Origin of the sequence: Kaistella solincola, assembly GCF_000812875.1 — a bacterium.
Lineage (GTDB): Bacteria > Bacteroidota > Bacteroidia > Flavobacteriales > Weeksellaceae > Kaistella > Kaistella solincola.
In genome coordinates, this window is record NZ_JSYK01000003.1 from 484228 (window position 1) to 508657 (window position 24430).

Annotated in this window: 20 protein-coding genes; 13 read left to right on the plus strand and 7 right to left on the minus strand. The window is 40.2% G+C overall.

Annotated elements, in window-relative coordinates:
• Nucleotides 1-26: 26 nt before the first annotated feature.
• The 5 genes from mltG to OA84_RS06270 all read right to left on the minus strand — a co-directional run bounded on the left by mltG (nt 27) and on the right by OA84_RS06270 (nt 3749).
• Entirely contained in the window at nt 27-1064 is a 1038-nt protein-coding gene (gene mltG / locus OA84_RS06250) for an endolytic transglycosylase MltG (RefSeq protein ID WP_039343883.1), read from the minus strand.
• Between the two features lie 15 nt (nt 1065-1079).
• Complete coding sequence (dapF, locus tag OA84_RS06255; RefSeq protein ID WP_039343885.1) at nt 1080-1856, minus strand: diaminopimelate epimerase; 777 nt, start codon at nt 1854-1856, stop codon at nt 1080-1082.
• Between the two features lie 85 nt (nt 1857-1941).
• The gene (gene pnuC / locus OA84_RS06260) at nt 1942-2613 is read right to left on the minus strand and encodes a nicotinamide riboside transporter PnuC (protein WP_039343887.1); all 672 of its coding nucleotides are present in this window, start codon (nt 2611-2613) and stop codon (nt 1942-1944) included.
• A gap of 145 nt (nt 2614-2758) precedes the next feature.
• On the minus strand, nt 2759-3070 hold the full coding sequence (locus OA84_RS06265) for a rhodanese-like domain-containing protein (protein WP_039343889.1): 312 nt from the start codon (nt 3068-3070) through the stop codon (nt 2759-2761).
• 70 nt (nt 3071-3140) lie between these two features.
• Nucleotides 3141-3749 carry a Crp/Fnr family transcriptional regulator gene (locus OA84_RS06270; RefSeq protein WP_039343891.1) on the minus strand — a complete coding sequence of 203 codons (609 nt, stop codon included), beginning with the start codon at nt 3747-3749 and terminating at the stop codon, nt 3141-3143.
• Between the two features lie 201 nt (nt 3750-3950).
• Here OA84_RS06270 and OA84_RS06275 point away from each other — a divergent pair, with 201 nt between their 5' ends.
• The 4 genes from OA84_RS06275 to rlmF all read left to right on the plus strand — a co-directional run bounded on the left by OA84_RS06275 (nt 3951) and on the right by rlmF (nt 9074).
• Nucleotides 3951-5426 (plus strand): amino acid permease, encoded by a 1476-nt coding sequence (locus tag OA84_RS06275; RefSeq protein WP_039343893.1) that lies wholly within the window; start codon nt 3951-3953, stop codon nt 5424-5426.
• A gap of 46 nt (nt 5427-5472) precedes the next feature.
• Nucleotides 5473-6498: a WD40/YVTN/BNR-like repeat-containing protein gene (locus OA84_RS06280; RefSeq protein ID WP_039343895.1), complete on the plus strand. Its 1026-nt coding sequence runs from the start codon at nt 5473-5475 to the stop codon at nt 6496-6498.
• 147 nt (nt 6499-6645) lie between these two features.
• On the plus strand, nt 6646-8004 hold the full coding sequence (gene hemN / locus OA84_RS06285; RefSeq protein WP_039343897.1) for an oxygen-independent coproporphyrinogen III oxidase: 1359 nt from the start codon (nt 6646-6648) through the stop codon (nt 8002-8004).
• A gap of 104 nt (nt 8005-8108) precedes the next feature.
• On the plus strand, nt 8109-9074 hold the full coding sequence (rlmF, locus tag OA84_RS06290; RefSeq protein WP_039343899.1) for a 23S rRNA (adenine(1618)-N(6))-methyltransferase RlmF: 966 nt from the start codon (nt 8109-8111) through the stop codon (nt 9072-9074).
• Nucleotides 9075-9425: 351 nt separating this feature from the next.
• On the opposite strand, the gene OA84_RS06295 is transcribed toward rlmF, so the two are convergent.
• Entirely contained in the window at nt 9426-10433 is a 1008-nt protein-coding gene (locus OA84_RS06295; protein WP_039343901.1) for an SDR family oxidoreductase, read from the minus strand.
• Between the two features lie 388 nt (nt 10434-10821).
• Here OA84_RS06295 and OA84_RS06300 point away from each other — a divergent pair, with 388 nt between their 5' ends.
• The 9 genes from OA84_RS06300 (at nt 10822) to OA84_RS06340 (ending at nt 22904) form a co-directional block, all read left to right on the plus strand.
• Entirely contained in the window at nt 10822-13734 is a 2913-nt protein-coding gene (locus OA84_RS06300; RefSeq protein ID WP_039343903.1) for a protein translocase subunit SecDF, read from the plus strand.
• A gap of 97 nt (nt 13735-13831) precedes the next feature.
• Nucleotides 13832-15055 (plus strand): TCR/Tet family MFS transporter, encoded by a 1224-nt coding sequence (locus tag OA84_RS06305; protein ID WP_039343905.1) that lies wholly within the window; start codon nt 13832-13834, stop codon nt 15053-15055.
• 137 nt (nt 15056-15192) lie between these two features.
• On the plus strand, nt 15193-15516 hold the full coding sequence (locus OA84_RS06310; protein WP_039343906.1) for a Sec-independent protein translocase subunit TatA/TatB: 324 nt from the start codon (nt 15193-15195) through the stop codon (nt 15514-15516).
• 1 nt (nt 15517) lies between these two features.
• On the plus strand, nt 15518-16081 hold the full coding sequence (locus OA84_RS06315) for a phosphatase PAP2 family protein (protein ID WP_039343908.1): 564 nt from the start codon (nt 15518-15520) through the stop codon (nt 16079-16081).
• A gap of 91 nt (nt 16082-16172) precedes the next feature.
• A complete protein-coding gene (gene polA / locus OA84_RS06320) occupies nt 16173-18998 on the plus strand; it encodes a DNA polymerase I (protein ID WP_039343910.1) in 2826 nt (941 codons plus the stop codon).
• 80 nt (nt 18999-19078) lie between these two features.
• Complete coding sequence (locus OA84_RS06325) at nt 19079-19348, plus strand: YciI family protein (RefSeq protein ID WP_039343913.1); 270 nt, start codon at nt 19079-19081, stop codon at nt 19346-19348.
• Nucleotides 19349-20227 carry a glycosyltransferase family 2 protein gene (locus OA84_RS06330; protein ID WP_039343914.1) on the plus strand — a complete coding sequence of 293 codons (879 nt, stop codon included), beginning with the start codon at nt 19349-19351 and terminating at the stop codon, nt 20225-20227. It abuts the gene before it with no gap.
• Between the two features lie 2 nt (nt 20228-20229).
• On the plus strand, nt 20230-21852 hold the full coding sequence (locus OA84_RS06335; protein WP_039343916.1) for an amidohydrolase: 1623 nt from the start codon (nt 20230-20232) through the stop codon (nt 21850-21852).
• A 5-nt stretch (nt 21853-21857) separates the two neighbouring features.
• The gene (locus OA84_RS06340) at nt 21858-22904 is read left to right on the plus strand and encodes a hypothetical protein (RefSeq protein ID WP_039343917.1); all 1047 of its coding nucleotides are present in this window, start codon (nt 21858-21860) and stop codon (nt 22902-22904) included.
• Here the strand turns inward: OA84_RS06340 and OA84_RS06345 are convergent.
• Nucleotides 22901-24379, minus strand: coding sequence for a lipopolysaccharide biosynthesis protein (locus OA84_RS06345; protein ID WP_039343918.1), 1479 nt, complete (start codon nt 24377-24379; stop codon nt 22901-22903). The genes OA84_RS06340 and OA84_RS06345 overlap by 4 nt on opposite strands.
• Between the last annotated feature and the right edge of the window lie 51 nt (nt 24380-24430).

The following is a 24430-nucleotide window of genomic DNA, read 5'->3' on the forward strand; positions in this document are numbered from 1 at the left end:
AACACCGAAATTTCTCATTTTTTAAATTATCTGATGTTTTTAGAATTCAACCACTGTTGATAATCCTTCGCGTTTTTTGCGTGTTCGGTGTCACTTGCGGTGAAGCGGTGAAAACCAAGCCTGTCAGGATCTGCCGCCATGAAAATAAAATCATTTTTTTCAGCATTCAAAACCGCGTCTACCGAATTTTTATCGACCATACAAATTGGTCCCGGCGGAATACCCGCTGAAAAGTAGGTGTTGTATGGCGAAGCTTCGCGCAAATGCTTATATAAAACCCTTTTTATCGGAGTTCCTTCGAAATTATTCGCCTTGTTTACCGCGTAAATTACCGTCGGATCACTTTGCAGTTTCATACCTTTTCGGTGGCGGTTCAAATATAATCCTGCAACGGTTTTCATTTCATCCGGTTTACCTCCGGTTTCTTTGTAAACCAGCGATGCGAGGGCATAAATTTGGTCTCTGCTTAAACCGAGTTGCTTTTCTTTTGCTTTTCTTTCCGGAGTCCAGAAATCGTTATACTCATCTTCGAATTTCTTAAAAAATACTTCCGGCGTCACGGTCCAGAAAAAGTTATAGGTGTCGATGAAGAAATATTTTTTCAGATCTTCGGCGTTATTTAAACCTTTGTCTGCCGCAATTTTATTTAAATCTTTTGCAAAACGTAAGGAATCCAGCTCCGTTTTTTTTGCCACTTTTCCGATCATTTGGTAAACCGTAAAAAAATCCCCAATCCGGAAGGAATTTTCTGTTTGGTTCCCCGCTTTAATCATATTTACCAAATGCGTATTGTCTGTTCCGGTTTCAATTTTATAACGTCCGGCTTGGAAAAAGCGGTCCATATTCTTGTTTCTGGCAACTTCCTCGAAATCTTCTTTATTCTTCAGGAAAGGCGAAATTGAATCTAAAATCGATTCAAAATTTGCGCTGTGCGGAATTAAAACATAGCCTTCTTTCACCACATTATTGCCGTAAAATTTCTGGTAATACTTGTAGCCGAAAAAACCGCCGACCACCAAAATCAGAATTGCAATAATTGAAATAATTCGCCCGTTTTGTTTCATTTTTTTGTTGATATCTTATAAATCGAATTTTCCTTTAAAAACCTGTTTTGCAGGACCTTCGAGCCAAATATTTTTAAAGCCTTCACCGTCACGTTCCGCATAAACTTTCAGGTTTCCACCTAAAACTTTCACCTTCACCGAGGGCAATTTTTTATCTTTCAGGAAAACCAGTGCTGCTGCGGTAGCGCCTGTCCCACAGCTGAAAGTTTCATCCTCCACGCCGCGCTCGTAGGTTCGGATGAAAATTTCGTTATCCGCAACTTTTTGCACGAAATTTACATTGATTCCTTCCTCACAATAAGACGCTGAATTTCGGATTTTGTTACCCTTTTCCAAAACTTTATAATCTTTTAACATTTCTACAAACGTCACGAAATGGGGCGAACCTGTATTTAGCTCAAAATCACCATCAATTTTTTTAATGGAATCCACATCGATCATTTTAAGTTTAACCGTTCCGTTGTGAATTTCGGCTTCATGTAAACCATCGATGGCGTTAAAAGTGGTGTGATTCTCGAAAATATCCAGAAAGTGCGCGAAAGCCACGAGACAGCGGCCGCCGTTCCCGCACATGGTGCTTTCATTTCCATCGGAGTTGTAATACACCATTTTGAAATCCGCTTTGGGATCGTTTTCAAGCAGAATAAGTCCGTCGCCACCGATGCCGAAGCGTCGGTCGCATAAATTTTCGATGATTTCGCGCTCTTTCGGGAAAATAAGATCGCGGTTATCGATCATGACAAAGTCATTTCCGGTGCCCTGATATTTAAAAAATTCGATGGTATTTTGCATAAAAATTGTGGTTTTAAGCCCGAAATTTTGGGATTGCAAAGATACTCAATTCTTTATCAAAAGCCGAGCAGACGCATAGATTTCGTCAGTTGGCGTGATTGGCTTTAGGAGCCTTTTTCCATTCGATCAGGCCGGCGATGGCCATCACTGTAAAAACTACGTACTGAATAGAAGTGATTCCCAAACCTTTGTAAATCATCATCGGAATGCAGATAATGTCGCCGATGATCCAGAAAATCCAGTTTTCGATTTTGCGTTTTGCCATGAGCCACATTCCGACGAGGAAGATTGCCGTAGTGAAAACATCCAGCCAGTTCGCCCAATCTAAATGATATAAACCAAGTTGCACGTTTTGCATCGAAAATTTGTTGTCTATGAACGGCTTGTAATAATAAACCAAAGTGACGAGAATTAAACTCAGCGCAAATAAAATTCCGGCAAAAAACCACTCTTTTTTTGTAGCCCAGGAAACGTCAACATGAATGTGATCTTCGGAGCTTTTAGACCAAAGAATCCAGCCGTAGATGCTCATCACGGTGTAATAAAAATTGATCATCATATCGCCGAGCAAACCGAATTTGAACAGAATATAAACGTATAAAACCGTAGAAATTATCCCGGTCGGATAAACCCAAATATTTTTTTTAATTGAAAAATATACGCTTAAAACACCGAAAATTGTCGCAATGGCTTCGAGTGCAATTTGAAAATTATCGTAGGATTCGTAAGGTTTCAGGAAGAGTTCGTAGAAATTCATGACTTCAAAGATAAGTTTTTAGAAAAATAAATTTCAACTTACGAACAGAATTCTAAATAGCTATAAAAGAAAAAATGCCGTTTTAGCGGCATATTTTTACTTTAAAAAGAACGCGTCATTTTTTCGGCGCATTTTGGGCATATTTTTATATTTTCTGGTTTAAACTTGCCCAACCGCCGCCATTGTGCACATCTGTAAAACCATTTTTCTGAAGGATGGTTTTCGCTGAAGCGCTGCGCATTCCGGAAGCACAACAGGTGATAATGGTTTTATTTTTATCCTTCAGTTTGCCCAAATTATTTTCAAGCTGATCCACCGGGATATTCACCGAACCTTTAATATGTCCGCCTGCGTATTCGCCTTTGCTGCGCACATCTACGATTTTTGCACCGTTTTTTACCAGTTCGGCATAATCGGTTTTACTGAAACCCAAAAAATTATTAATTAGTTCTAACATTTTTTTAAAATTTAAGTTGTTTTGATGCAGCAAAAGTACAGCATCAAAATGCGGCGTACCGTAATCTTTATCACAGAAGCTGAATTTTGTTGCGCGAAAGCTTCAGAATTTTTTCTTTTTCCATTTGCTTTAAAACGCGGCTTGTGGCCTCGCGCGTAATGCCGAGCTCATCCGCGAGCTGCTGATGCGTCACCGAAATTTCTTTGGAATTATAAAGCTGCGCTTTCTGTCTGATGAGGTGCAGCAAACGCGCATCTGCTTTCTGAAAGGCCACGGAGTTCACCACATCCAGCAATTCTTCAAAACGCTTCTGATACAAATCGAAAATAAATGCCGTCCAGGCAGGATATTTTTTCACCCATTCTTTGGCTTTGTCTGTCGGAATCAGCATGATGTCTGCATCTTCTTCCACAATCGCTGTGATTTTTGAAGTTTCATTTTTCATTCCGGCCAGAATTGAAACGATGCAACTTTCGCCTGGCGTCAAATAATAAAGCAAAATTTCTCTGCCGTCTTCTTCGCTTCGGATTACTTTGATGCTGCCCGAAACCACCACCGGAATACTTTTGATATAAGCATCCATATTTACGATGGTTTCGCCGGCGGTAAAATGTTTCAGGTTTCCCGATGCTTCGATTTCCTTTACCAATTCTTCTTCAAAAATATCTTTTAAAATCATCCAATAAAGTTAACCAATTTTCAAAAGCAGCTTTTACCATTAAATCTTTTAAGTTTTAAAATGAAAAATGCGCAAATTCATTCTTTATCATGAAAGTCAGCTTTTTACTACTTTCAGTTGGCGATTGTAAAAGTTTTTTGAGGTAAAAACGTTAATAATTACTAAATTTTTATATTTTTGGAAATCTTAAACAAATAAAAAATGTCAAATCTTTGGAAAACGAAATCCCTCAGTCAGCTTTTAGAAACTGCCGAAGAATCAGAAAAAGGTCTTAAGAGAACGCTCAGCGCGACTTCTCTTGTAGCTTTAGGAATCGGTGCAATTATCGGAGCCGGACTGTTTTCTCTTACCGGAATCGCCGCTGCAGATAATGCTGGTCCTGCGGTAACTTATTCTTTTATTTTAGCTGCGCTAGGTTGTGCGTTTGCAGGTTTATGTTACGCTGAATTTGCCTCCATGATTCCGATCGCGGGTAGCGCATACACGTACTCCTACGCAACAATGGGTGAATTTATCGCCTGGATTATCGGTTGGGATTTGGTGCTGGAATATGCCTTGGGCGCCGCTACGGTAGCAGCTTCGTGGTCACAATATGTGGCGAAATTCCTCTTGACATTTGGCATCGAGTTACCAAATTCAGTTCTACATGGTCCTTGGGATGAAACTCCGGGTTATGTAAATTTACCTGCGATTTTAATTATTTGCCTACTTTCATTGCTTCTAATTAGAGGTACTAAAGAATCTGCATTTATCAATAACGTTCTCGTAATCCTAAAAGTAACCGTAGTTCTTGTGTTTATCGCACTTGGTTGGGGTTTCATCAATCCCGAAAATCATACGCCGTTCATTCCCGTGAATCAAGGTGAAGTTTTGATGAATCAAGGTCAAATGGGCTTTTTTGAGTTTTTCAACAGTGAATATTTCGGTCATTACGGCTGGAGCGGAATTTTACGCGGTGCTGGAGTTGTATTTTTTGCTTTCATCGGTTTTGATGCCGTAAGTACCGCTGCGCAGGAAGCGAAAAACCCGCAAAAAGGAATGCCAATCGGTATTATTGGTTCCCTGATCATCTGCACCATTTTATATGTATTATTTTCTTACGTTTTGACAGGTTTAGAAAATTATCTGAATTTCAAAGGTGATGCAAGTCCTGTAACTACAGCTTTTGCGAAAACCGGCTATACTTTCCTTAATTCAGCATTAACCATCGCGATTATTGCGGGCTACACTTCGGTAATGTTGGTGATGCTGATGGGCCAAAGCCGCGTTTTCTACAGTATGAGTATCGACGGTTTGTTGCCAAAATTCTTCAGCGATGTAAGCGAAAAGCGACACACTCCTTGGAAAACCAATCTTATTTTTATGGTCTTCGTAAGCTTGTTCGCAGGATTCGTACCGGTTTCAGATTTAGGTCACATGGTAAGTATAGGAACTTTATTTGCGTTTGCTTTGGTTTGTATTGGCGTCATCGTGATGAGAAAAACCAATCCAAATGCCGTGCGTGGTTTCCGCGTTCCTTTTGTCCCATTATTACCGATTCTCGGGGTCATAATTTGTGTAGCTTTGATGGCAGGTTTACCGATCGAAAGCTGGGAGCGTTTAGGAATTTGGCTCTTGCTCGGCTTGATAATCTATTTTGTTTACAGTAGAAAGCATTCGAAAATGAATCAAAAATAAAATTAGATCCCGCCTTTTTAGCGGGATTTTTTAAAAATAATCAACAATGAAAAAATTTTTGCTGTACATTTTTGCTTTTTTAAATATGTGGACTTTCGCTCAAAAAGTTGAAATTCAAACTTTGTTAAATGACAATATTTCCATTCGTGCTTTAGAAATCTGGGATGGAAAAGTTTGGTATTCCGGAACGGATTCAAAATTTGGTTATGTAAATCTATGCGATTCAACCGACAAAGAACAGGTGAAATTGTTCGAAAAAAATCTGCAGTTCCGGACTTTAGCTCAAAACCAAACGCATTTTTACGCCATCAATATTGAAAGTCCGGCGTACTTTTTTAAAATCCATAAGAAAACAATGCAGTCGGAAATCATCTACACCGATTCTGCAAAAAATGCCTTCTACGACGCCTTATTTTTTAATGGTGAAAACTTTTTCAGCTTTAGCGATCCCGAAGAAAATTTAAAGTTAAAACTGGCAAAATTTTCAGATCACAATAAGTTCGAAATAAATTTTCTTCACGATGAGGTTAAACTTAAAAAAGGCGAAGCCGCTTTTGCTGCAAGCAATACAAACATTGCCGGCTTTAAAAACAACATCTGGATTGCGACCGGCGGCATTGCTTCAAGGATTTTAAAACTAAACCTTACAACGGGAAAAATTCAAATTTTTGAAACGCCGTTCGTTCAGGGAACTTCTTCGCAGGGAATTTATTCCATTGATTTCTTAGATGAAAATTTTGGAATTGCTGTAGGCGGCGACTATACGAAACAAACGGAAGACATCAACAATATCGCGACGACAAAAAACGGCGGAAAAACCTGGCAAATTCAGGCTTCCGGAAAAAATGGCGGATACAAAACCTGCGTGAAATTCCGCCCGAATTCTAAAGGAAAAGATGTCATCGCCGTCGGCGACCAGAACATCGAATTTTCTGAGGACTACGGCAAAACCTGGAAAACCATTTCAGAAGAAAAAGGCCTCTACGTGTGCGATTGGATTGATGAAAATAACCTTGTTTTTGCCGGTAAAAACCGCATCATCAAGATGAAAATCAACGCAAAAACTAAATAAATTCTTTTCCAAAATTTATTTTAAACCTGACTAAACTCATTATCGCGCGGTAGAACTTTCGGTGTTTCCTTTCAGCATCGTTAACTTATTTTGTACTTTTGCACAGTGAAATTTCAAAACGAAATTCCGAAATAAAATCTACTTCCGATGAATTCTTTAATCGACAAATATAATATTCCCGGACCGCGCTACACCTCGTATCCAACCGTTCCTTTTTGGGACGACGCGAGTTTTACTGGCGATTTGTGGCAGCAGTCTGTCATCAAAACCTTTAATGAAACCAACGATACCGAAGGTATTTCGCTTTATATTCACCTGCCGTTTTGCGAGCAGTTATGCACTTTTTGTGCGTGCCACAAGCGAATCACGAAACAGCATTCCGTAGAAACGCCGTATCTGGAATCGGTTTTAAAGGAATGGGATTTATATTTAAAAGTATTCGGCAGAACACCGAAAATTAAGGAACTTCACCTCGGCGGCGGCACACCGACATTTTTCTCGCCCGCAAACCTCAGAATTTTGCTTGAAGGTATTTTTGCAAAAGCAGAAATCGCTGAGCATCCGGAATTTTCTTTTGAAGGTCACCCGAATAATACAACGCGGGAACATTTACAGACTTTATATGATCTCGGTTTCCGCCGCGCAAGTTTTGGCGTGCAGGATTATGACCCGAAAGTTCAGAAAGCCATCAACAGAATCCAGCCTTTTGAAAATGTAAAAAATGTGACGGAAATGGCCCGAGAAATTGGCTACAGAAGCATTTCTCACGATTTGGTTTTCGGTTTACCTTTCCATACCTGGGAAAAAATGGAATTTACCATTCGCAAAACTTTGGAGCTGAAGCCGGACCGTTTGGCGTTTTATTCTTACGCGCACGTGCCGTGGATTAAAGGCGTTGGGCAAAGAGGTTTCGATGAAAATGATTTGCCAAGCGGCGAAGAAAAACGTAAACTGTATACCAACGGAAAAAAACTGCTCGAAGAATTGGGCTACATTGAAGTGGGAATGGACCATTTCGCTTTGCCGCACGATGACCTTTACCAATCCATGATTTCAGGCGACATTCACCGGAATTTCATGGGTTACACGTCCAGCAAAACCAAACTGATGGTTGGTCTGGGAATGTCTGCGATTTCCGATTCCTGGTACGCGTTTGCGCAAAGCAATAAAACCGTTGAAGAATACCAGAAACTCGTGGAAGAAGGCATTATTCCTGTGGTTAAAGGTCACGTTTTAAATGAAGAAGATTTAATTATCAGAAAACATATTTTGAACCTGATGTGCCGTCTGGAAACTTCCTGGGATTTGCAGAACAGCTTCCCCGAAATTGAAAATTCACTGAAAGCTTTGGAAGAAATGGAAGCCGACGGTTTGGTGGAAATTTCAGGAAATTCCATTAAAATTACCGAAAAAGGCCGCGCTTTCACCAGAAATGTCGCCATGACTTTTGACCTTCGCATGCTTCGAAACAAACCTGAAACGCGGATTTTTTCAATGACGATTTAAAATAAAAGCGGCTGAAAAGTCGCTTTTTTAATATAATTATTTTTAAATGCCTCGTTTTCCTTTCCTTATATTTACTAAAAATTTGCCCAAATAACGCCCAAAAAATGTCATCAGAAAAAAATATAACTAAAAAAGCACGCCTTCACCCGCGAAATAAAAACCGCGAAAAATATGATCTGGAAGCTTTGCTTAAAGTTCAGCCCGACTTGGAAAAGCATATAAAGCCCAATAAATACGGCGAAAAATCGGTGAATTTTGCCAATCCCGCCGCGGTGAAACTTTTAAATAAAGCATTGCTTCACCATTATTATGGCATTGAAAAATGGGATTTTCCGAATGAAAACCTCACGCCGCCAATTCCCGGCCGCGCCGATTATATCCATTTTATGGCAGATTTGGTGGCGCAAAGCAATTTCGGAACGATGCCCGACGTTGAAAAAATCACCTGTCTGGATATAGGTATTGGTGCGAGCGCGGTTTATCCGATCATCGGTGTTGCGGAATATGGATGGAATTTTATCGGTTCAGATATTGACGAAAAATCCCTCGATTCTGCCCGGAAAATTGTAGAAGCTAATCCAAAGTTAGAAGATAAAATCACGCTTCGGCTTCAGCAAAATTCTGAGAATATTTTCACCGGAATCATTAGCGATTCCGAGAAAATTGACTTGACCGTTTGCAATCCGCCATTTCATGCAACACCCGAAGAAGCGGAAAAGGGTTCGCGTAGAAAAGTGCAAAATCTGGTCAAAAAGCAGGTAAAAAAGGCTGAGCTAAATTTTTCCGGACTTCAAAGCGAGCTGATTTACGAAGGTGGCGAAGCGGCTTTCATCCACAAAATGATGACCGAAAGCAAAGAATTTTTGGGAAACTGCTTTTGGTTTTCGACTTTGGTTTCGAAACAATCGAATTTGAAGGGAATTTATAAAACTTTAAATGACCTTGAAGTCACCGGGCTGAAAACTATTCCGCTCGGCACCGGCAATAAATCCAGCCGCATTATCGCCTGGACTTTTCTCACCAAAGAAGCGCAAAAAAACTGGCGCGAGACGCGCTGGCGTACAAAATAAATTGTCGGCTAAATGGGTGTTTTTTTCAAAATAAATTATTGATGAACACCGACGAAATTTTATTAAAACTAATTGAGTTAAATAAAACCAGCCAACTGCCGAAATTGAGCGCTCGGAAATGTTTAATGACGTTTCGATCTACGCCAATCATTTTATCGAAGGACTTTCTATGGTAAAAGCTTTTCGGGATAATGAAGTCGATTCGCTAAAAGATGTCTGGAAAAAGTGAAATAAATTTTTAAATTTATCATCAGCAAATCAAAAAAAATATGCCCCTAAAGCGGCATATTTTTTCATTTTGATGGACGGAAATTTAATTAAAAAAATTCCCGGTTAGAAGCATGAAATTTTTTAATTAAATTCCGGCGCTTTATTTTTGGTTGCTGCATTTACAAGTAAAAATCCGAGTGCGACACCGGCAGCGGTCATCATTAAAGTCTGCGTTTTTTTCGATGGTAATTTTACCGCCATTTCACCGTAAATCCGGTGCGGATCTTTCGATGGTCGTCGCACATTTCCGTCAGTGTTGGTATTTGCGTCGGGTTTCATATTGAGACGCAAAAGCGCCGATGCTGTATTGATGATGGTTTCCGGAAAAAAGCTATACATAATTTTCGCCATTTTCGCGTAACCGTCGGTGATCATGCTTTTTTGCGGATTTTTAGCCGCTTCTACCATATGCGCTGCCAGCTGTCGCGGATCTACGGAAAAAGGCGGAATTTTAAAATTGAGGCCGCTGTATTTTGCGGAATGCATATTTCCGGTGGACCGCTGAATTCCGGGATATAAACCGACGATGTGAATATTTGGTTCATTGGAAAGTTCGCCCTGAAGACCTTCCACCATACCGCGGATGCCAAATTTTGCTGTCGAATAAGCGGTGGAATAGGGCGCGGGCATCCAGCCGCCGATGGAAACATTATTGATTAAAACACCTTCGCCCTGCTTTTTAAAAATCGGAATGACGGCGTGTGCGCCGTGAACAAAACCCAGAAGATTGGTTTTAATGACCTGGCCGGTGGTTTCAATGGGAATTTCTTCGAATTTTCCGCTTGCCATTACTCCGGCATTATTCACCCAAACATCAATTCTGCCATTGAACTGCAAAGCTTTTTCAGCTAAATCCTGAACCTGCGAAGCATCGGAAACATCGGTTTGAACACCGAGAGCGACAACGCCCAAATCGTGGCAGAGCGAAACTGTTTCATCTAATCCCTGCTTTCCGCGCGCCGCGATAACGACGTTGCAACCTTCTAAAGCGAAAGCTTCTGCAGCTGCGCGACCGATGCCGCTGGTGCCGCCTGTAATAACCACCGTTTTGCCGTGTAAAGCGCCGTAACTGATGTCTTTATCTTTCATAATACCGGGTTTTTGTTTGTAAAAGAGGCATCAATTTTTATGCAACTTTCTGTTTTTCAGCTTTCGGAAGTTTTGATATTAAATTTAAACGCGAGAAAATTCGGCGTTAAAACGGTAAAATTTTCAGATTTAGCTGTTTTAAAAATTTAAAAAAAATGCCATTAAAGCAGGAAATTTTTAGCTGAGGGAATTTAAACCTGAAAATAGTTCTACTTCCAGATCGGAAAAATTTGCCCAAACACCGGCAAATTTTTCTGGTTTTATACTTTAAAATTAACAGGTACAAGTTTATATTTTAATTTCGAAAGGAAATTGTTAAAACATTCTTAATTATATTGAAAATCATTATATTTGCCGACTATAATTTTAATGTTGTAAACTATTAACAATGCAAGGAAAAGGACTTATTACGCTGGTTGCGATTATTCTGGGACTTATTTGTCTAAATGAATTGTTACCAACATGGTATGCTGGTAAAATCGAAAGGCAGGCAACTGCACTGGCTGGCGGTGACCCTGTAAAATATCAGAAAGAAATGGCTCGTCTTTCTAAAGACACGCTGAACCTGGGTTTTACAAAATTGTATTATTCGCGGGCGAAAGAAAGAGAAATGAAGCTGGGTCTGGATTTGAAAGGTGGTATTAACGTGCTGTTGGAAATCAATCAGAGAGATTTGGTTAATGATTTAACACAATACTCTACCAATCCAATTCTTCTGGAAGCCCTTGACAGAACGGATAAAGCGCAGAAAAATTCAACCAAAAATTATATTGATAATTTCTTTATTGAGTTTGATGCGGTAAATAAAGAAAAAGGTACCAACCTGAAACTGGCAGATCCGGAAATTTTCGGGAACACCAATCTTACCGAAATTAAATACAACTCTACCGACGAAGAGGTGAAAAATGTGGTAAGGGAAAAAATCAGTGCTTCGGAAGCTGCGGCGTATGAAGTTATCCGAACCCGTATCGATAAAATGGGTGTTACGCAGCCAAACGTGCAGCGTGTACCCGGAACCGGAAGAATTTCCGTGGAAATGCCGGGAAGTACAGATATAGACCGTGTAAAGAAAATGCTGGCAACCTCTGCAAAACTGCAGTTCTGGGAAGTACAGACTGTTCAGGAAGCAATTCCGTATTTGCAGCAATTGTCGACAGTAGTTCCGTTAAAAGCAGATTCTATTGGCGTGGCGAAAAATACGGATTTGATGAGTATGCTTCAGCTGAATTCCTTGCGTTCCAGCGGAGTTGGTAACGTAAAATTATCTGATACTGCAGCTGTAAATAAAATTTTAAATTCTACTGTTGCGAAAGAACTTCGTCCGGCGAACATTAAATATACCCAGTTTATGTGGGGATATAAACCGGAATCTAAAGACCCCAATAATTTAACGCTGTACGCGATCCGTGGAAATATCAACCAGAAAGCGCCGGTTGATGGTGCTGTAGAATCTGCGCGTGTAAACTACGACGAAATGGGTAGAGTAGTTGTCGACATGCAGATGGACTCCAAAGGATCTAAAGACTGGAAAGCCATGACTGCGAAAAACGTAAACAAATCTGTTGCGGTTACGCTGGATAATGTGGTGTACACCGCACCGAATGTAGTGAACGAAATTCCGAACGGAAGAACCCAAATTTCCGGAAACTTTTCTCAGGAAGAAGCTCAGGATTTGGTGAATGTTTTAGATGCCGGGAAACTTCCTGCGAGCGCGAAAGTGGTTCAGGCAGAGGTGGTAGGGCCATCACTTGGAGCAGAATCTGTAAGTGCGGGAATGTATTCATTCATCATCGCTTTCCTTATTATTATTTTATATATGTTGTTCTACTACGGTGGAGCCGGTGTTTACGCGATTATTGCCATTTCCTTTAACCTGTTCTACCTGATGGGAATTATGGATTCGGTAGATGCCACGCTCACACTTCCCGGTATCGCAGGTATCGTGCTTTCCATGGCGATGTCCATAGATGCGAACGTAATTGTATATGAAAGAACCAAGGAGGAACTCTTTGCCGGAAAAAATATTCGTGAAGCTTATAATGAAGGTTTCAAATCCTCGCTTTCTGCGATTATCGACGGTAATATTACCTCACTGCTTACTGCGGTGGTTCTCTATATTTTCGGAACCGGACCTATTCAGGGATTTGCGGTTACATTAGGAATCGGTATTATCCTTTCGATGTTTACGTGTGTACTTCTTACAAGAGTTCTTATTTTTAGCAGATTGGAAAAAGGAAAAACACTTTCAGTTTGGACTAAATTCAGTAAGAATATTTTTAGAAACTCATGGTTCGATTTCATTGGAAAAAGAAAATACGCTTATATTTTCTCCGGAATTCTAACCATAGTCTGTTTAGTTTCCATTTTCACGCAAGGGTTTAAATTTGGAGTAGATTTTCAGGGCGGAAGAAGTTATGTAGTACGATTTGTGGATCCGGTGGTGGCTGATGAGGCCGCTGTAAATTTAGAAAAACAATTTGTAGACGCAGAAGGGCAGAAAAATGCAGTCGACGTTAAAACATACGGAAATAGCAGCCAGCTGAAAATTACAACCGATTACAGGATTGATGAGGAGAGCCTCGAAGCTGATCAGGATGTAGAACGTAAACTCTTCGCTGGTCTCAAACCTTATCTCCCGACCAATGCAAAGCTTAGCGAATTCAAAGATTCGGGTAGTAATTATGGAATTATCAACTCAGTGAAAGTAGGACCGACGGTGGCAGATGATATTAAATCAGGCGGAGTAATTGCTTTGCTGGTCGCACTTGCCGGTATTTTCCTTTACATTCTTTTGCGATTCAAAAGATGGCAGTTTTCTACAGGAGCTATTGCATCTTTACTTCATGATGCCATCATAATTTTAGGAGTTTACTCACTTTTGAAAAACGTGATGCCATTCAATATGGAGATCAACCAGGATTTTATTGCAGCGATCTTAACCGTACTAGGTTATTCCATCAATGATACTGTAATTATCTTCGACAGAATCCGGGAATATTTAGGTGAGAAAAAAGCGGTTACTCTTGAAGGTTTGTTTAATGATTCCATCTCGAGTACATTAGGTAGAACCTTTAACACCGCCTTTATGACCTTCCTCGTTATTCTCGCTATTTTTGTCTTTGGTGGAGAAAATTTAAGAGGCTTTATGTTTGCGCTTCTGATCGGAGTCGGCTTTGGTACCTATTCCACCTGGTTTATTGCTTCTGCTGTATCTTATGATCTGCTTAAGAAAAAGGGTGTGGAAGGAACCAAGAAAAGTCTTATCGCTGAAAAACCTGTAGTGGTAGAAACTGGCGAGTAATCTTAAATTTATTATATCTGAAGTCCTTCATCCGAAGGACTTTTTTTGCTTAAATAGCAGCCTATTTTTTCAAAAAAAAGCGATATTTACTTCCGCAATGCAAAAAAAACAGAAATCTGCCGCAGTCGGTTTTATTTTTATCACCCTCATCATCGATATTACGGGGTGGGGAATTGTCATTCCGGTCGTTCCGAAACTAATCCAGGAGCTCATCCATAATTCCGATCTCAGCGTTGCGTCGCAATATGGAGGTTGGTTAAGTTTTGCTTATGCGGGGACGCAGTTTATTTTTGCTTCAATTTTAGGCGGACTCAGCGATAAATTCGGCCGACGACCGATTATTTTATTTTCGCTGCTCGGATTTTCAATAAATTTTTTGATTCAGGCATTAGCGCCTACCATTTTTTGGCTCTTTGTCGGCCGTATTTTTTCGGGTGTCACCGGCGCCAGTATTACAACAGCGAGTGCTTATATTGCTGATGTTTCCACCGAAAAAGACCGCGCGAAAAATTTCGGCTTAATTGGTGCAGCTTTCGGTATTGGCTTTATTGTGGGACCGGTAATCGGTGGTTTTCTCGGTCAGTACGGCGCGCGTGTGCCGTTTTATGCAGCTTCCATTTTGTGTTTGGTAAATTTCCTCTACGGCTGGTTTATTTTGCCCGAAAGTTTAGAAAAAAAAGACCGGCGAGAGTTCAACTGGCGCCGCGCAAATCCTGTCGGTTCGCTGTTGCAGCTTCGGAAACATCCGGAAATTCTAGGCTTAATTCTAACCTTGGTTTTTGTTTATATCGCCGGACACGCCGTGCAAACCAACTGGACCTTTTTTACCATGTATAAATTCGGCTGGACCGAAAAAATCGTCGGACTTTCTCTCGGAGCAGTTGGTGTAATGGCGGCGCTGGTTCAGGGTTATTTAATTCGTTTCATTCAGCCGAAACTGGGCAATGAGCGAACCATAATTTACGGTTTGTCACTTTACGCAGTGGGAATGATACTTTTTGCTTTTGCCAGTGAAAGTTGGATGATGTTTGCATTTTTAGTTCCATATGGATTGGGTGGAATTGCAGGCCCGGCGCTACAGTCCGTTATTTCAGCACAGGTACCGAAAAACGAACAGGGCGAATTGCAGGGTGCTTTGGCGAGTTTGGTGAGTTTTACCGCGATAATCGGTCCGCCGTTGATGACGAATATTTTCTATTATTTCACGCACGACGATGCACCTTTTAAATTCGCCGGAGCTCCGTTTTTCCTCGGATTTATATTAATGTCCATAAGCGCTGTGATGGTTTATTATTTATTTGAAAGCAGAAAAAAGCTTTAAACAGCGGCAAATAAATTTCATTTTTTAAAAACTGAAAGCTTGGTTTTCCCGTAAATTCTTTAAAATTAAAAGCCTTAATTTTTGCAATAAAATTTAAAAATGAAATCAGATATCATAATCTTTTGTAATTTTACGCCATGGAATTAAGCTTAGGAGAAATGCTTATGATTGCGCTGGCAATCGTGGTTTTATTTGGTCCCGATAAGTTGCCGCAAATCGCGCGCGATCTTGGTCAGGGAGTTCGGAAAATGCGCGGCGCCGTGGAAGACGTGAAAACCGAAATTTTAAAAGAAACCGATAATCCTGTAGCCGAAATTAAGCGCGAGATCGATAAAGTTAAAAAAGCCGCTCAGGATTACAACCCGATGGCGGATTTACCGAAAGATACAAACGCTGTTCCTGCAGAACCAAAAATTAACCTTGCTGACGACGATTCCCACGACGGACCGGTAAGCCGCTAAAATGTACGAGCTTATTCAGCAAGATAGAAAACTGTTCTTGGAACTCAATAATTTGGGTTCCACTTCTTTCGACCAGTTTTGGATTATGATGTCTTCAACCTGGATTTGGGTACCGCTTTATGTCATATTTTTTTACCTTTTATTAAAAAATTTTTCCGTCCGAAATCTCGTATTTATTTTAATATTCGTCGCGCTTGGCGTTACGGTTTCCGATCAGCTGGCGGGAGTTTTTAAATCCGGAATTGGGCGTTTGCGGCCGTGTCACGATCCGGCATTTACAGGTTTAATGCGCGCCGTAAAATGTGGCGGAAAATTAGGTTTTTATTCCAGCCACGCTTCAAACACTTTTTTCATCGCTACTGTGATGAGTTTTCTACTTTCGAAAAAAATGCCCGTTTTGCCCTATATTTTATTCTTTTGGGCAGCCATGGTTTCTTTCAGCAGAATTTATTTGGGTGTACATTTTCCGATGGATATTTTAATGGGCGCTGCAGTGGGATTTTTACTCGGCGGTTTTTTCAGCACACTTTGTTTTAAAGTCATTCACCGCCAGAAATCGGTTTAAAAAATACCTGCTTTAACGGCAAATTTTTCGGTTTTGATTAAATTTTCAGCACAGCGTAAGAGCGTTCTTTCTTTTTCCTATCTTTGCTTTTATGTCAGAAAATAACGATAAAAGGCTTTTCCTCATTGATGCTTACGCGATGATTTTTCGCGGCTATTACGCGCTGATACGCAGTCCGCGTATTACAAGCAAAGGCCAGGATACTTCCGCAATTTTTGGTTTTACCAATTCTTTAATTGAACTTATCCGGCGCGAAAGACCTTCGCATTTAGCCGTGGTTTTTGATGTTGGTCAGGCAAGTGTCCGCACCAATGATTTTGCCGAATATAAAGCCAACCGAAACGAAACGCCGGAAGCCATAAAAACCGCGATTCCTTATATTCACCGCATTCTCGAAGCCATGCATGTGCCGATTCTTGGTCTGGAAGGTTATGAAGCAGATGACGTCATCGGAACCATCGCCTGCAAAGCTGAAAAAGAAGGTTATCAGATCTTTATGGTAACGCCGGATAAAGATTTTGCACAATGCGTTACCGAAAATATTAAAATCTATAAACCGGGTTTAAAAGGCGCGGAATTTGAAATTCTGGGCGTTGAAGAAGTAAAAGCGAAATACGAAATCGAAGATCCGAAACAGGTCATCGATTTTCTCGCGATGATGGGCGACGCCGTTGATAATATTCCCGGTTTGGAAGGTGTTGGTGAGAAAACGGCTAAAAAATTCCTGAAAGAATACGGCAGCATCGAAAATCTTCTCGCAAATACGGCAGATTTAAAGGGTAAAATTAGAGAAAAAGTTGAAAATTCTGCGGAACGCGGTATTCTTTCCAAAAAATTAGCTACCATTATTTGCGACGCGCCCATTGATTTTCATGAAGAACAATATGATTTGGAAGAGCCTGATTTTGAAAAAGTTAAAGAAGTTTTCGATGAAATAGAATTCCGACGTTTATACGAAAATCTCTACCGCGCTTTCGCTCCAAAAACCGAATTTGAGACGCAAAGCATTAGTCCCGTTCAGGCAAAAACGCAAAAAAGTGGAGAACAGTCCCTGCAGCTGGATTTATTCGCGAATTTCGAAGAATTGAATGAGGCGATGACCACCAAAGAAACAGCTGCGGATAATGATCATTTATACCAATATATAAATTTGGAAAAAGGGCAGTATTTGCTCGCAAAAAATTTGGTGGCACAAAAAGCAGTTGCTTTTGATGTTGAAATTTCTTCGCTCAACGAAATGGAAGCAGAAATCATCGGCATCAGTTTTTCCTATCGAAAAGGTCTTGCGTATTATGTTCCGCTTTCGAAAAACCGCGACGAAGCGTTGGAAACTTTGGAAATTTTCCGGCCTTTTTTCGAAAAAGAAGAAATTTTAAAAATCGCGCATCATCTGAAAGAAGATTATAAAATTCTGGAACTGTACGGTATTTCGGTGAAAGGCGCTATTTTCGATACGATGATTGCGCATTATTTGCTGAATCCGGACGGGCGCCACACCATGGATTATCTGGCGGAAATGTTCCTGAATTACAAACCGATTTTGCTGGAGTCTTTAATCGGAAAAAAAGGTAAAAATCAGGGAAGTTTCGATTCGCTTTCAATTGAAGAACAAACGCAATACGCTGCTGAAGATGCTGATCTGACCTTTCAGCTTTACCAACTTTTCGCACCACAGCTGAAAAAAGAAAATCTCGAAGATTTATTTTTTAAAGTGGAAATGCCTTTGATGAAAGTCCTGGCGGATATGGAACTTGCGGGAATTTCACTCGATAAAGATTGGCTGGAGCAGGAAAGTAAAGACCTTGAAAACGATTTGCGAATCCTCGAAAAAACGATTTTTGAAATGTCGGGTGAAGAATTTAACATGAACTCACCGAAACAGTTGGGCGAAGTTTTATTCGAAAAAATGCAGCTTGACCCGAAAGCTAAAAAAACAAAATCCGGTCAGTACGCAACCTCCGAGGATATTTTGCAAAAACTTGCCGCGAAGCACGAAATAATTCCACATATATTAGAACACCGAACTTACCAGAAATTAAAATCCACTTATGTCGATGCTTTGCCTTTGCAAATTGACAAAGATGATAACCGGGTACACACCAATTTTTCGCAGACTACGGCCGCAACAGGACGATTGGCAAGTGTAAACCCAAATCTCCAGAACATTCCGATCCGGACGGTGCGCGGACAGCAAATTCGTGGCGCTTTTGTCGCCAATCCCGGAAACAAGATTATTGCAGCGGATTATTCTCAGATCGAATTGCGCTTAATTGCAGCGATTTCCGAGGAAGAAAATATGATTAAAGCGTTCAAGGACGGTGAAGATATTCATGCTTCAACCGCTTCCAAATTATTTGGTATTCCGTTGGAAGAAGTCACCAAAACGCAGCGTTCACAGGCAAAAACGGTGAATTTCGGAATCCTGTACGGTCAGGGCGCATTTGCTTTGGCGGAGCAAACCGGACTTTCCCGCAAGGAAGCCAAGGAAATGATAGAATCATATTTTGAAACTTATCCGAACTTAAAAAAATACATGGGCGGACAGGTTGTAAAAGCGCAGGAAATGGGTTATGTGGAAACGATTCTGAATCGTAAACGACATTTAAAAGACATCAATTCCGCTAATTTTGTGGTAAAAGCACACGCTGAAAGAAATGCGGTGAACGCGCCAATTCAGGGCAGCGCTGCCGATGTCATTAAATTAGCGATGATTAAAATCCACGAAGAACTTAAGAATCAAAATCTGAAAACCAGAATGTTGCTGCAGGTTCACGATGAGCTTGTTTTTGAAGCTCCGGAAGACGAGCTGGAAACTGTGACGGCTTTAATTAAAAACGAAATGGAAAATGCCTACCAAACCAGCGTGCCGCTTTTGGTGGAAGTTGGCGTGGGCGATAACTGGCTGGAAGCACATTAAAATTGAATTTTCGAGCTTAAAGCACGGAATTTTTTGATTATAAAAAGTAAATAAATTCTTCAAATTTAAATTCTGAAATTATGAAAGCAGTAGTTCTTTATGAAAATCCGGAATCCAATATGGAGCAGTTTATGGAAGCTTTTCCGCGTCATCAGGCGGTGGAAGATGAGTTTGTAAAAGCCGGAAAAGTCCTCGGCATCGGTGTTTTTACAAATCCGGGTGAAGGTGCCATGGCGATTTTCGTAGACAGAAATTCTGCTGAAGAATTTGTAAGCCGCGACCCTTTCGCTGCGGAAGGTCATTACACCAAAGTCACCATCAGAGAGTGGGACGACGAAATGGCGAAGTAAATGAGATTTCTGATTGTAATTCCCACGCACAACGAAGAGAAAAATATTCTTTTCACCCTGAAATCACTGGAAAAACAGATTTTCCGGGATTTTTTCTGCGTGGTCGTGAACGACGGTTCCACCGACAAAACGCGAGAAATCGTGCAGGAATTTATTCAGCAAAAGGAAAATTTTAAGCTTTTAAACTTAGAAAAATCACAACACGAACCAGGCGCAAAAGTGGTGCGCACTTTTAATAACGGTCTGGACAGCGTTGATATCAACGATTTTGAGATAATCTGCAAATTCGATGCGGATATTGTTTTTCCTGCAGATTATCTGCTGAGAATCAACAAAGTTTATGAAACACACCCGAAAGTGGGAATGGCTTCGGGCTTGGTGAAAATTAAAAAGGCGGTATTTGAAATCGCTTTGGCTTTTGATTTTAAAGATGAAAAACATCAGTGGAAATTTGAAAATCTGTCTTCAAAAAATCATGTCCGCGGACCGATAAAATCCTATCGGAAAGAATGTTTTCAGCAAATGAACGGTTTGCGGCCGGTGTTAGGTTGGGACAATATCGATGTGATGCTCGCGAAAAAAAACGGCTGGGAAACTTTTACAATCAAAGATTTGTGGGTGAAACATCTGCGGCCCACCGCATTTCAGTATAAAAACCAAAAAGCTGAAAAACTGGGCGAATATTTCTACAATATTGGTTTAAATTTGCCTTTGACCATAATTTCTTCCGGAAAATCAGCTTATAAGAACAAATCGGTTTCCGAATTTTTCACCACTTTAAATTCTTTTTTAAAGCAAAAAGGAAAAAAAAGCCTCTCGGAGGAGGAAATAAAATACATCAGAAAATTACGTTGGAACCAAATATTTCAAAGAAAATAAAAATGAAAAAAATTATATTTTTTAGCGCGGTATTTTTTTCGCTGTTGTTTTCAGCACAAAAAAATGCAGATTTAATCATCACAAATGCGAAAATTTATACTGTAAACGACAAGTTTGATATCGCGGAAGCCATGGCGATTTCAAACGGAAAAATCCTTGCTGTCGGTAAATCTGCAGAAATTTTAAAGAATTATAAATCAGCAAAAACACAGGATTTACGAGGAAAAATTGTATTCCCGGGTTTAATTGATGCGCACTGTCATTTTACTGGTTTTGCGACTGATAAATGGAAAAGCCAGCTATGGGGCACAAAATCCTGGGACGAAATCGTTGGCAGAATCACGGAATATGCTAAAACTGCACCACGAGAATGGATTTACGGCCGCGGTTGGGATCAAAACGATTGGGCGATGAAAGAATTTCCAACTAAAGAAAAACTCGACCAGCTATTTCCCGATCGTCCGGTTTTCCTGAAAAGAATTGACGGTCACGCGGCGGTTGTAAACCAAAAAGCTTTGGATATTGCCGGAGTTACTGTAAAAACTAAAATTACCGGCGGAGAAATTGAGCGAAAAAACGGCAAATTAACAGGAATTTTGGTGGATAACGCCATGGATTTGGTTGAAAAACATATTCCGGCTATTGAAGACGAAATGGCAATCCAATATTTTGATGAGTTGCAGAAAGAGTGCTTTTCTTACGGTTTAACTTCGGTGCACGATTGCGGAATTACCGAAAAGACACTTGAACTTCTTGAAAAGGCGCAGTCGCAAAACGCTTTACAAATGAAAGTTTTTGCTTTGCTGGAAGACAATCCCAATTATTACGACCGTTGGGTAAAAAAAGGACGTTACAGCAACCAAAATATTACTGTTGGTGGTTTTAAAGTGTATTCGGACGGCGCGCTTGGTTCGCGCGGCGCCTGCTTGATCCACGATTATTCCGATAAAAAAGGCTGGAAAGGATTTCTGTTAAGCGACCAGGAACATTTCCGCGCGTTAGCGAAAAAGCTTAAAAACAGCAATCTGCAAATGGCGACGCACGCAATTGGAGATTCCGCAAACCGCGTAATTCTTCAGATTTATGGTGAAGTTTTAGGCGCAAAAAATGACCGAAGATGGCGAATTGAGCATGCACAGGTTGTCGATAAAAATGATTTCGCGCTGTTTGGAAAATATTCCGTAATTCCTTCTGTGCAGCCGACACACGCGACTTCCGACATGTATTGGGCTGAAGACCGTTTGGGAAAAGAAAGGTTGAAATTTTCGTACGCGTATGAAGATTTATTGAAGCAAAACGGTTGGCTGCCGCTGGGTACCGATTTTCCAGTGGAAGAAATCAGTCCGCTGAAAACGTTTTATTCCGCGGTGGCGCGAAAAGATGCTGAACATTTTCCAGCGACTGGATTTCAGCCTGAAAACGCGTTGACGCGCGAGCAGGCGCTACGCGGAATGACAATTTGGGCGGCAAAAGCAGCTTTTCAGGAGAATGAAATTGGAAGTCTGGAAGCCGGAAAATCTGCAGATTTCATCATCGTTGATCAGGATTTAATGACCGTTCCGGAAGTTAAAATTCTGGAAACAAAAGTTCTGGAAACCTTCAGCAACGGTAAAAAAGTTTTCTAAAAGCTTTGAAAAAAATCGCTTATATCGAGCTTGATACGCACGCTGAAATTGCGCGAAACTTTATGGATCTGATGCAGGATTCCAGTGAATTTTCGGTGGATTTTTACTTTTCCGAAAAAATTTTCAAGCTAATTGGCAAAAACGATTCGCATATTTTTGTCGTTAAAATTGATGAGCTTTTAAGAAGTTTAAAAGAGAAAAAGTACGATTTGGTCATCATCGGAACGGTACATCGGTATTTTAATTTGTTTAATGCAATCGCGGCGAATTTCAACGCGGCGATCGTTGTTCATAACGTGAATTTTACGAAAATTTCGCCTTTTCAGCTGCTAATAAATATCTTTGAAAAAGACGTCAAATACCGGCTAAAATTAGCTTCAAAGGAAGGTTTGTTTTCTGCGCCGGAAGTCTTTAGAAATGCAAAAAAACTGCTGGTTTTGGACCAAAATTTAATTCAAAAAAATTCGGTCTTTTTACCCGTTTTTTTTACAAAAAAATATGATGATTTAAAGGCTGAAAAGTTCACCATTGTTATCCCAGGAGCGGTTTCGCAAAAGCGGCGCGATTATAAAAAAATATTGGGTGAATTGGGCAAATTTTCTGATAATAATTCAAAGCAAAAGCTGGAAATTATTTTTCTCGGAAAAGCGGAAAATGAAGAACTTTCCTGGATTCAAAACTTTGAAAAGACAAAAACAGAATATATTTCACTTCACTATTTCACCGGAAAAGTTCCGCAAAATATTTTTGATGAATGGATGCGGAAAGCTGATGTTTTGTGGTGTCCGATTCAGCGCGAAACGGAATTTTTCAGCAACCGCGAAATCTACGGCGAAACCAAAATGAGCGGAAATATTGGCGACGCAATTAAGTTTGGAAAAGTTGCTTTCTTCCCGGAATATTATCAATCGAAGTTTGAATTCATTAAAAATGATGATTCGCTGGAGAAAATTTTCGGCTTTAAAATGGCAGATTTTTTCGATTTTCAAAGAGAATTCAACCGCGAAAAAGTGGCCGCGGATCTGGAAAAAGTTTTAAATTCTTTACTTTAAAACTTAAAAACACTGCGGAAAAATCTGGCGTTCAGATACTCTTCGAGCGGGAAAATTTTCATGACGTGATTCGCGCCGAAAATAACCATCAGGACAAAGCCGGGTTTGTACATCAAGTTCAGGAAATTGCTGTCGGTTTCCGGTAAAATAATCGCAACGGTGCTCGCCAGTGTGCAGATGATAAAAACGTACATCATTTCGATGGTTAGCGGAAAAACATTGAATTTTACGTAATTAAAATAGATTTTTATCAAGTTAAATAAAGTGAGCGAAATAGCCGTTGCCATTGCGATACCGATGATTCCCAATTCGGTTTTTGTGAGGAAAAGGTAGTTTAAAACAATGGTGGTAATCGCTAAAAACAGCATCACCACAATGTTGAAACGATAGTATTTCGAGAGCGAAATGATGTGTCCGTTGAAGCCGGTAGCAAGATCGAAAACCATCGCGAAACCTAAAATCCAAACGACCGGTTCGGCCTGACGAAGCTGCTCGCCGTTTTTGATAAAGTTGCTTAAATACGGGAAGCCAACGAGAATGCAGGAAAATAAAACCGCTCCTAAAAAGAATAAGGTCAGTGATGTTTTTTTATGAAAACGGTCCAATTCCTCGAAAGCGTTGTCGGAAATATTTTTATTGATAATCGGCGCTGAAATATTGAAAATTCCCATTTGCGGAATTAAAATAAAGGACAAAATCGATAAAATAATGCTATAGACGCCGTTTTCTTCGAAGTTTAAAAATTCGCCGATCATGAAATTATCAACGCGGAAAGCGATGTAATTTCCGATGTTTCCGAGAAATCCGTAGAAGCTGTAATTCAGGATTTCTTTCCACAAATGGTCTTTGCGAATATAATCTTTGCTAAAATCCGGTGTAAATTTTTCAAGCTTATTGGCGTAAAAAAAATAGCCCACAAAGGATAAAATAAACATTCCGATAAAAAAACCGTAAGCGCCTTTTTCGGAAATTCCTAAAAAGAAGAAGAGAACAAAAGCCCCTAAATTTGCGATTTTTGGGAAAAGATTTTCGAAAATATTCGGAACAACAATCCGCTTAAAATTGGTGATATATTTATTGAAAACCGCGGAAAGCGCCATTATTAAAATGAGCGGCAAAATGAGCCGTTTCATCTTCCAAAGTTCCAGCGTTTTAAAACCAGGGAAAAATTGGAAAAAAAGAAAGAAAAAGAGGCTAAAAATTAGAAAGTTAATTACAATCCCGACGAGCGAAAGTGAGAGCAAATTTTGATTTTTACCCGCTTTTTTAGCCTGCAGAAAAAATTTAACATTTGAGAAAGAAAGTCCGAAAACCACGACGGGTAAAAGCATTTCTGCGGTCGGCATAATGTAGCGTAGTTTTCCGTAAAATTCCATGTCATACGGAAAAACGAAAATCGCGGAAATGGTTCCGAGTAAAAAACCGAAATATCCAATCAAAGAATATTTAAATCCTTGCCTGGCAACTACGCTCATCGTTTCATTCTATTTTGAGTGGTGAAATTGCCTATGAGCAGCGCTTTTGCG

Excerpts from the sequence above, each read along its gene's own strand:
- polA (WP_039343910.1), top strand. The coding sequence starts at position 16,173 with ATGTCAGAAAATAACGATAAAAGGCTTTTCCTCATTGATGCTTACGCG.
- pnuC (WP_039343887.1), bottom strand. The coding sequence starts at position 2,613 with ATGAATTTCTACGAACTCTTCCTGAAACCTTACGAATCCTACGATAAT.
- OA84_RS06315 (WP_039343908.1), top strand. The coding sequence starts at position 15,518 with ATGTACGAGCTTATTCAGCAAGATAGAAAACTGTTCTTGGAACTCAAT.
- OA84_RS06325 (WP_039343913.1), top strand. The coding sequence starts at position 19,079 with ATGAAAGCAGTAGTTCTTTATGAAAATCCGGAATCCAATATGGAGCAG.
- OA84_RS06345 (WP_039343918.1), bottom strand. The coding sequence starts at position 24,379 with ATGAGCGTAGTTGCCAGGCAAGGATTTAAATATTCTTTGATTGGATAT.
- OA84_RS06335 (WP_039343916.1), top strand. The coding sequence starts at position 20,230 with ATGAAAAAAATTATATTTTTTAGCGCGGTATTTTTTTCGCTGTTGTTT.
- OA84_RS06330 (WP_039343914.1), top strand. The coding sequence starts at position 19,349 with ATGAGATTTCTGATTGTAATTCCCACGCACAACGAAGAGAAAAATATT.
- rlmF (WP_039343899.1), top strand. The coding sequence starts at position 8,109 with ATGTCATCAGAAAAAAATATAACTAAAAAAGCACGCCTTCACCCGCGA.
- mltG (WP_039343883.1), bottom strand. The coding sequence starts at position 1,064 with ATGAAACAAAACGGGCGAATTATTTCAATTATTGCAATTCTGATTTTG.
- OA84_RS06295 (WP_039343901.1), bottom strand. The coding sequence starts at position 10,433 with ATGAAAGATAAAGACATCAGTTACGGCGCTTTACACGGCAAAACGGTG.
- hemN (WP_039343897.1), top strand. The coding sequence starts at position 6,646 with ATGAATTCTTTAATCGACAAATATAATATTCCCGGACCGCGCTACACC.
- OA84_RS06305 (WP_039343905.1), top strand. The coding sequence starts at position 13,832 with ATGCAAAAAAAACAGAAATCTGCCGCAGTCGGTTTTATTTTTATCACC.
- OA84_RS06270 (WP_039343891.1), bottom strand. The coding sequence starts at position 3,749 with ATGATTTTAAAAGATATTTTTGAAGAAGAATTGGTAAAGGAAATCGAA.
- OA84_RS06265 (WP_039343889.1), bottom strand. The coding sequence starts at position 3,070 with ATGTTAGAACTAATTAATAATTTTTTGGGTTTCAGTAAAACCGATTAT.
- OA84_RS06280 (WP_039343895.1), top strand. The coding sequence starts at position 5,473 with ATGAAAAAATTTTTGCTGTACATTTTTGCTTTTTTAAATATGTGGACT.
- OA84_RS06300 (WP_039343903.1), top strand. The coding sequence starts at position 10,822 with ATGCAAGGAAAAGGACTTATTACGCTGGTTGCGATTATTCTGGGACTT.
- dapF (WP_039343885.1), bottom strand. The coding sequence starts at position 1,856 with ATGCAAAATACCATCGAATTTTTTAAATATCAGGGCACCGGAAATGAC.
- OA84_RS06310 (WP_039343906.1), top strand. The coding sequence starts at position 15,193 with ATGGAATTAAGCTTAGGAGAAATGCTTATGATTGCGCTGGCAATCGTG.
- OA84_RS06275 (WP_039343893.1), top strand. The coding sequence starts at position 3,951 with ATGTCAAATCTTTGGAAAACGAAATCCCTCAGTCAGCTTTTAGAAACT.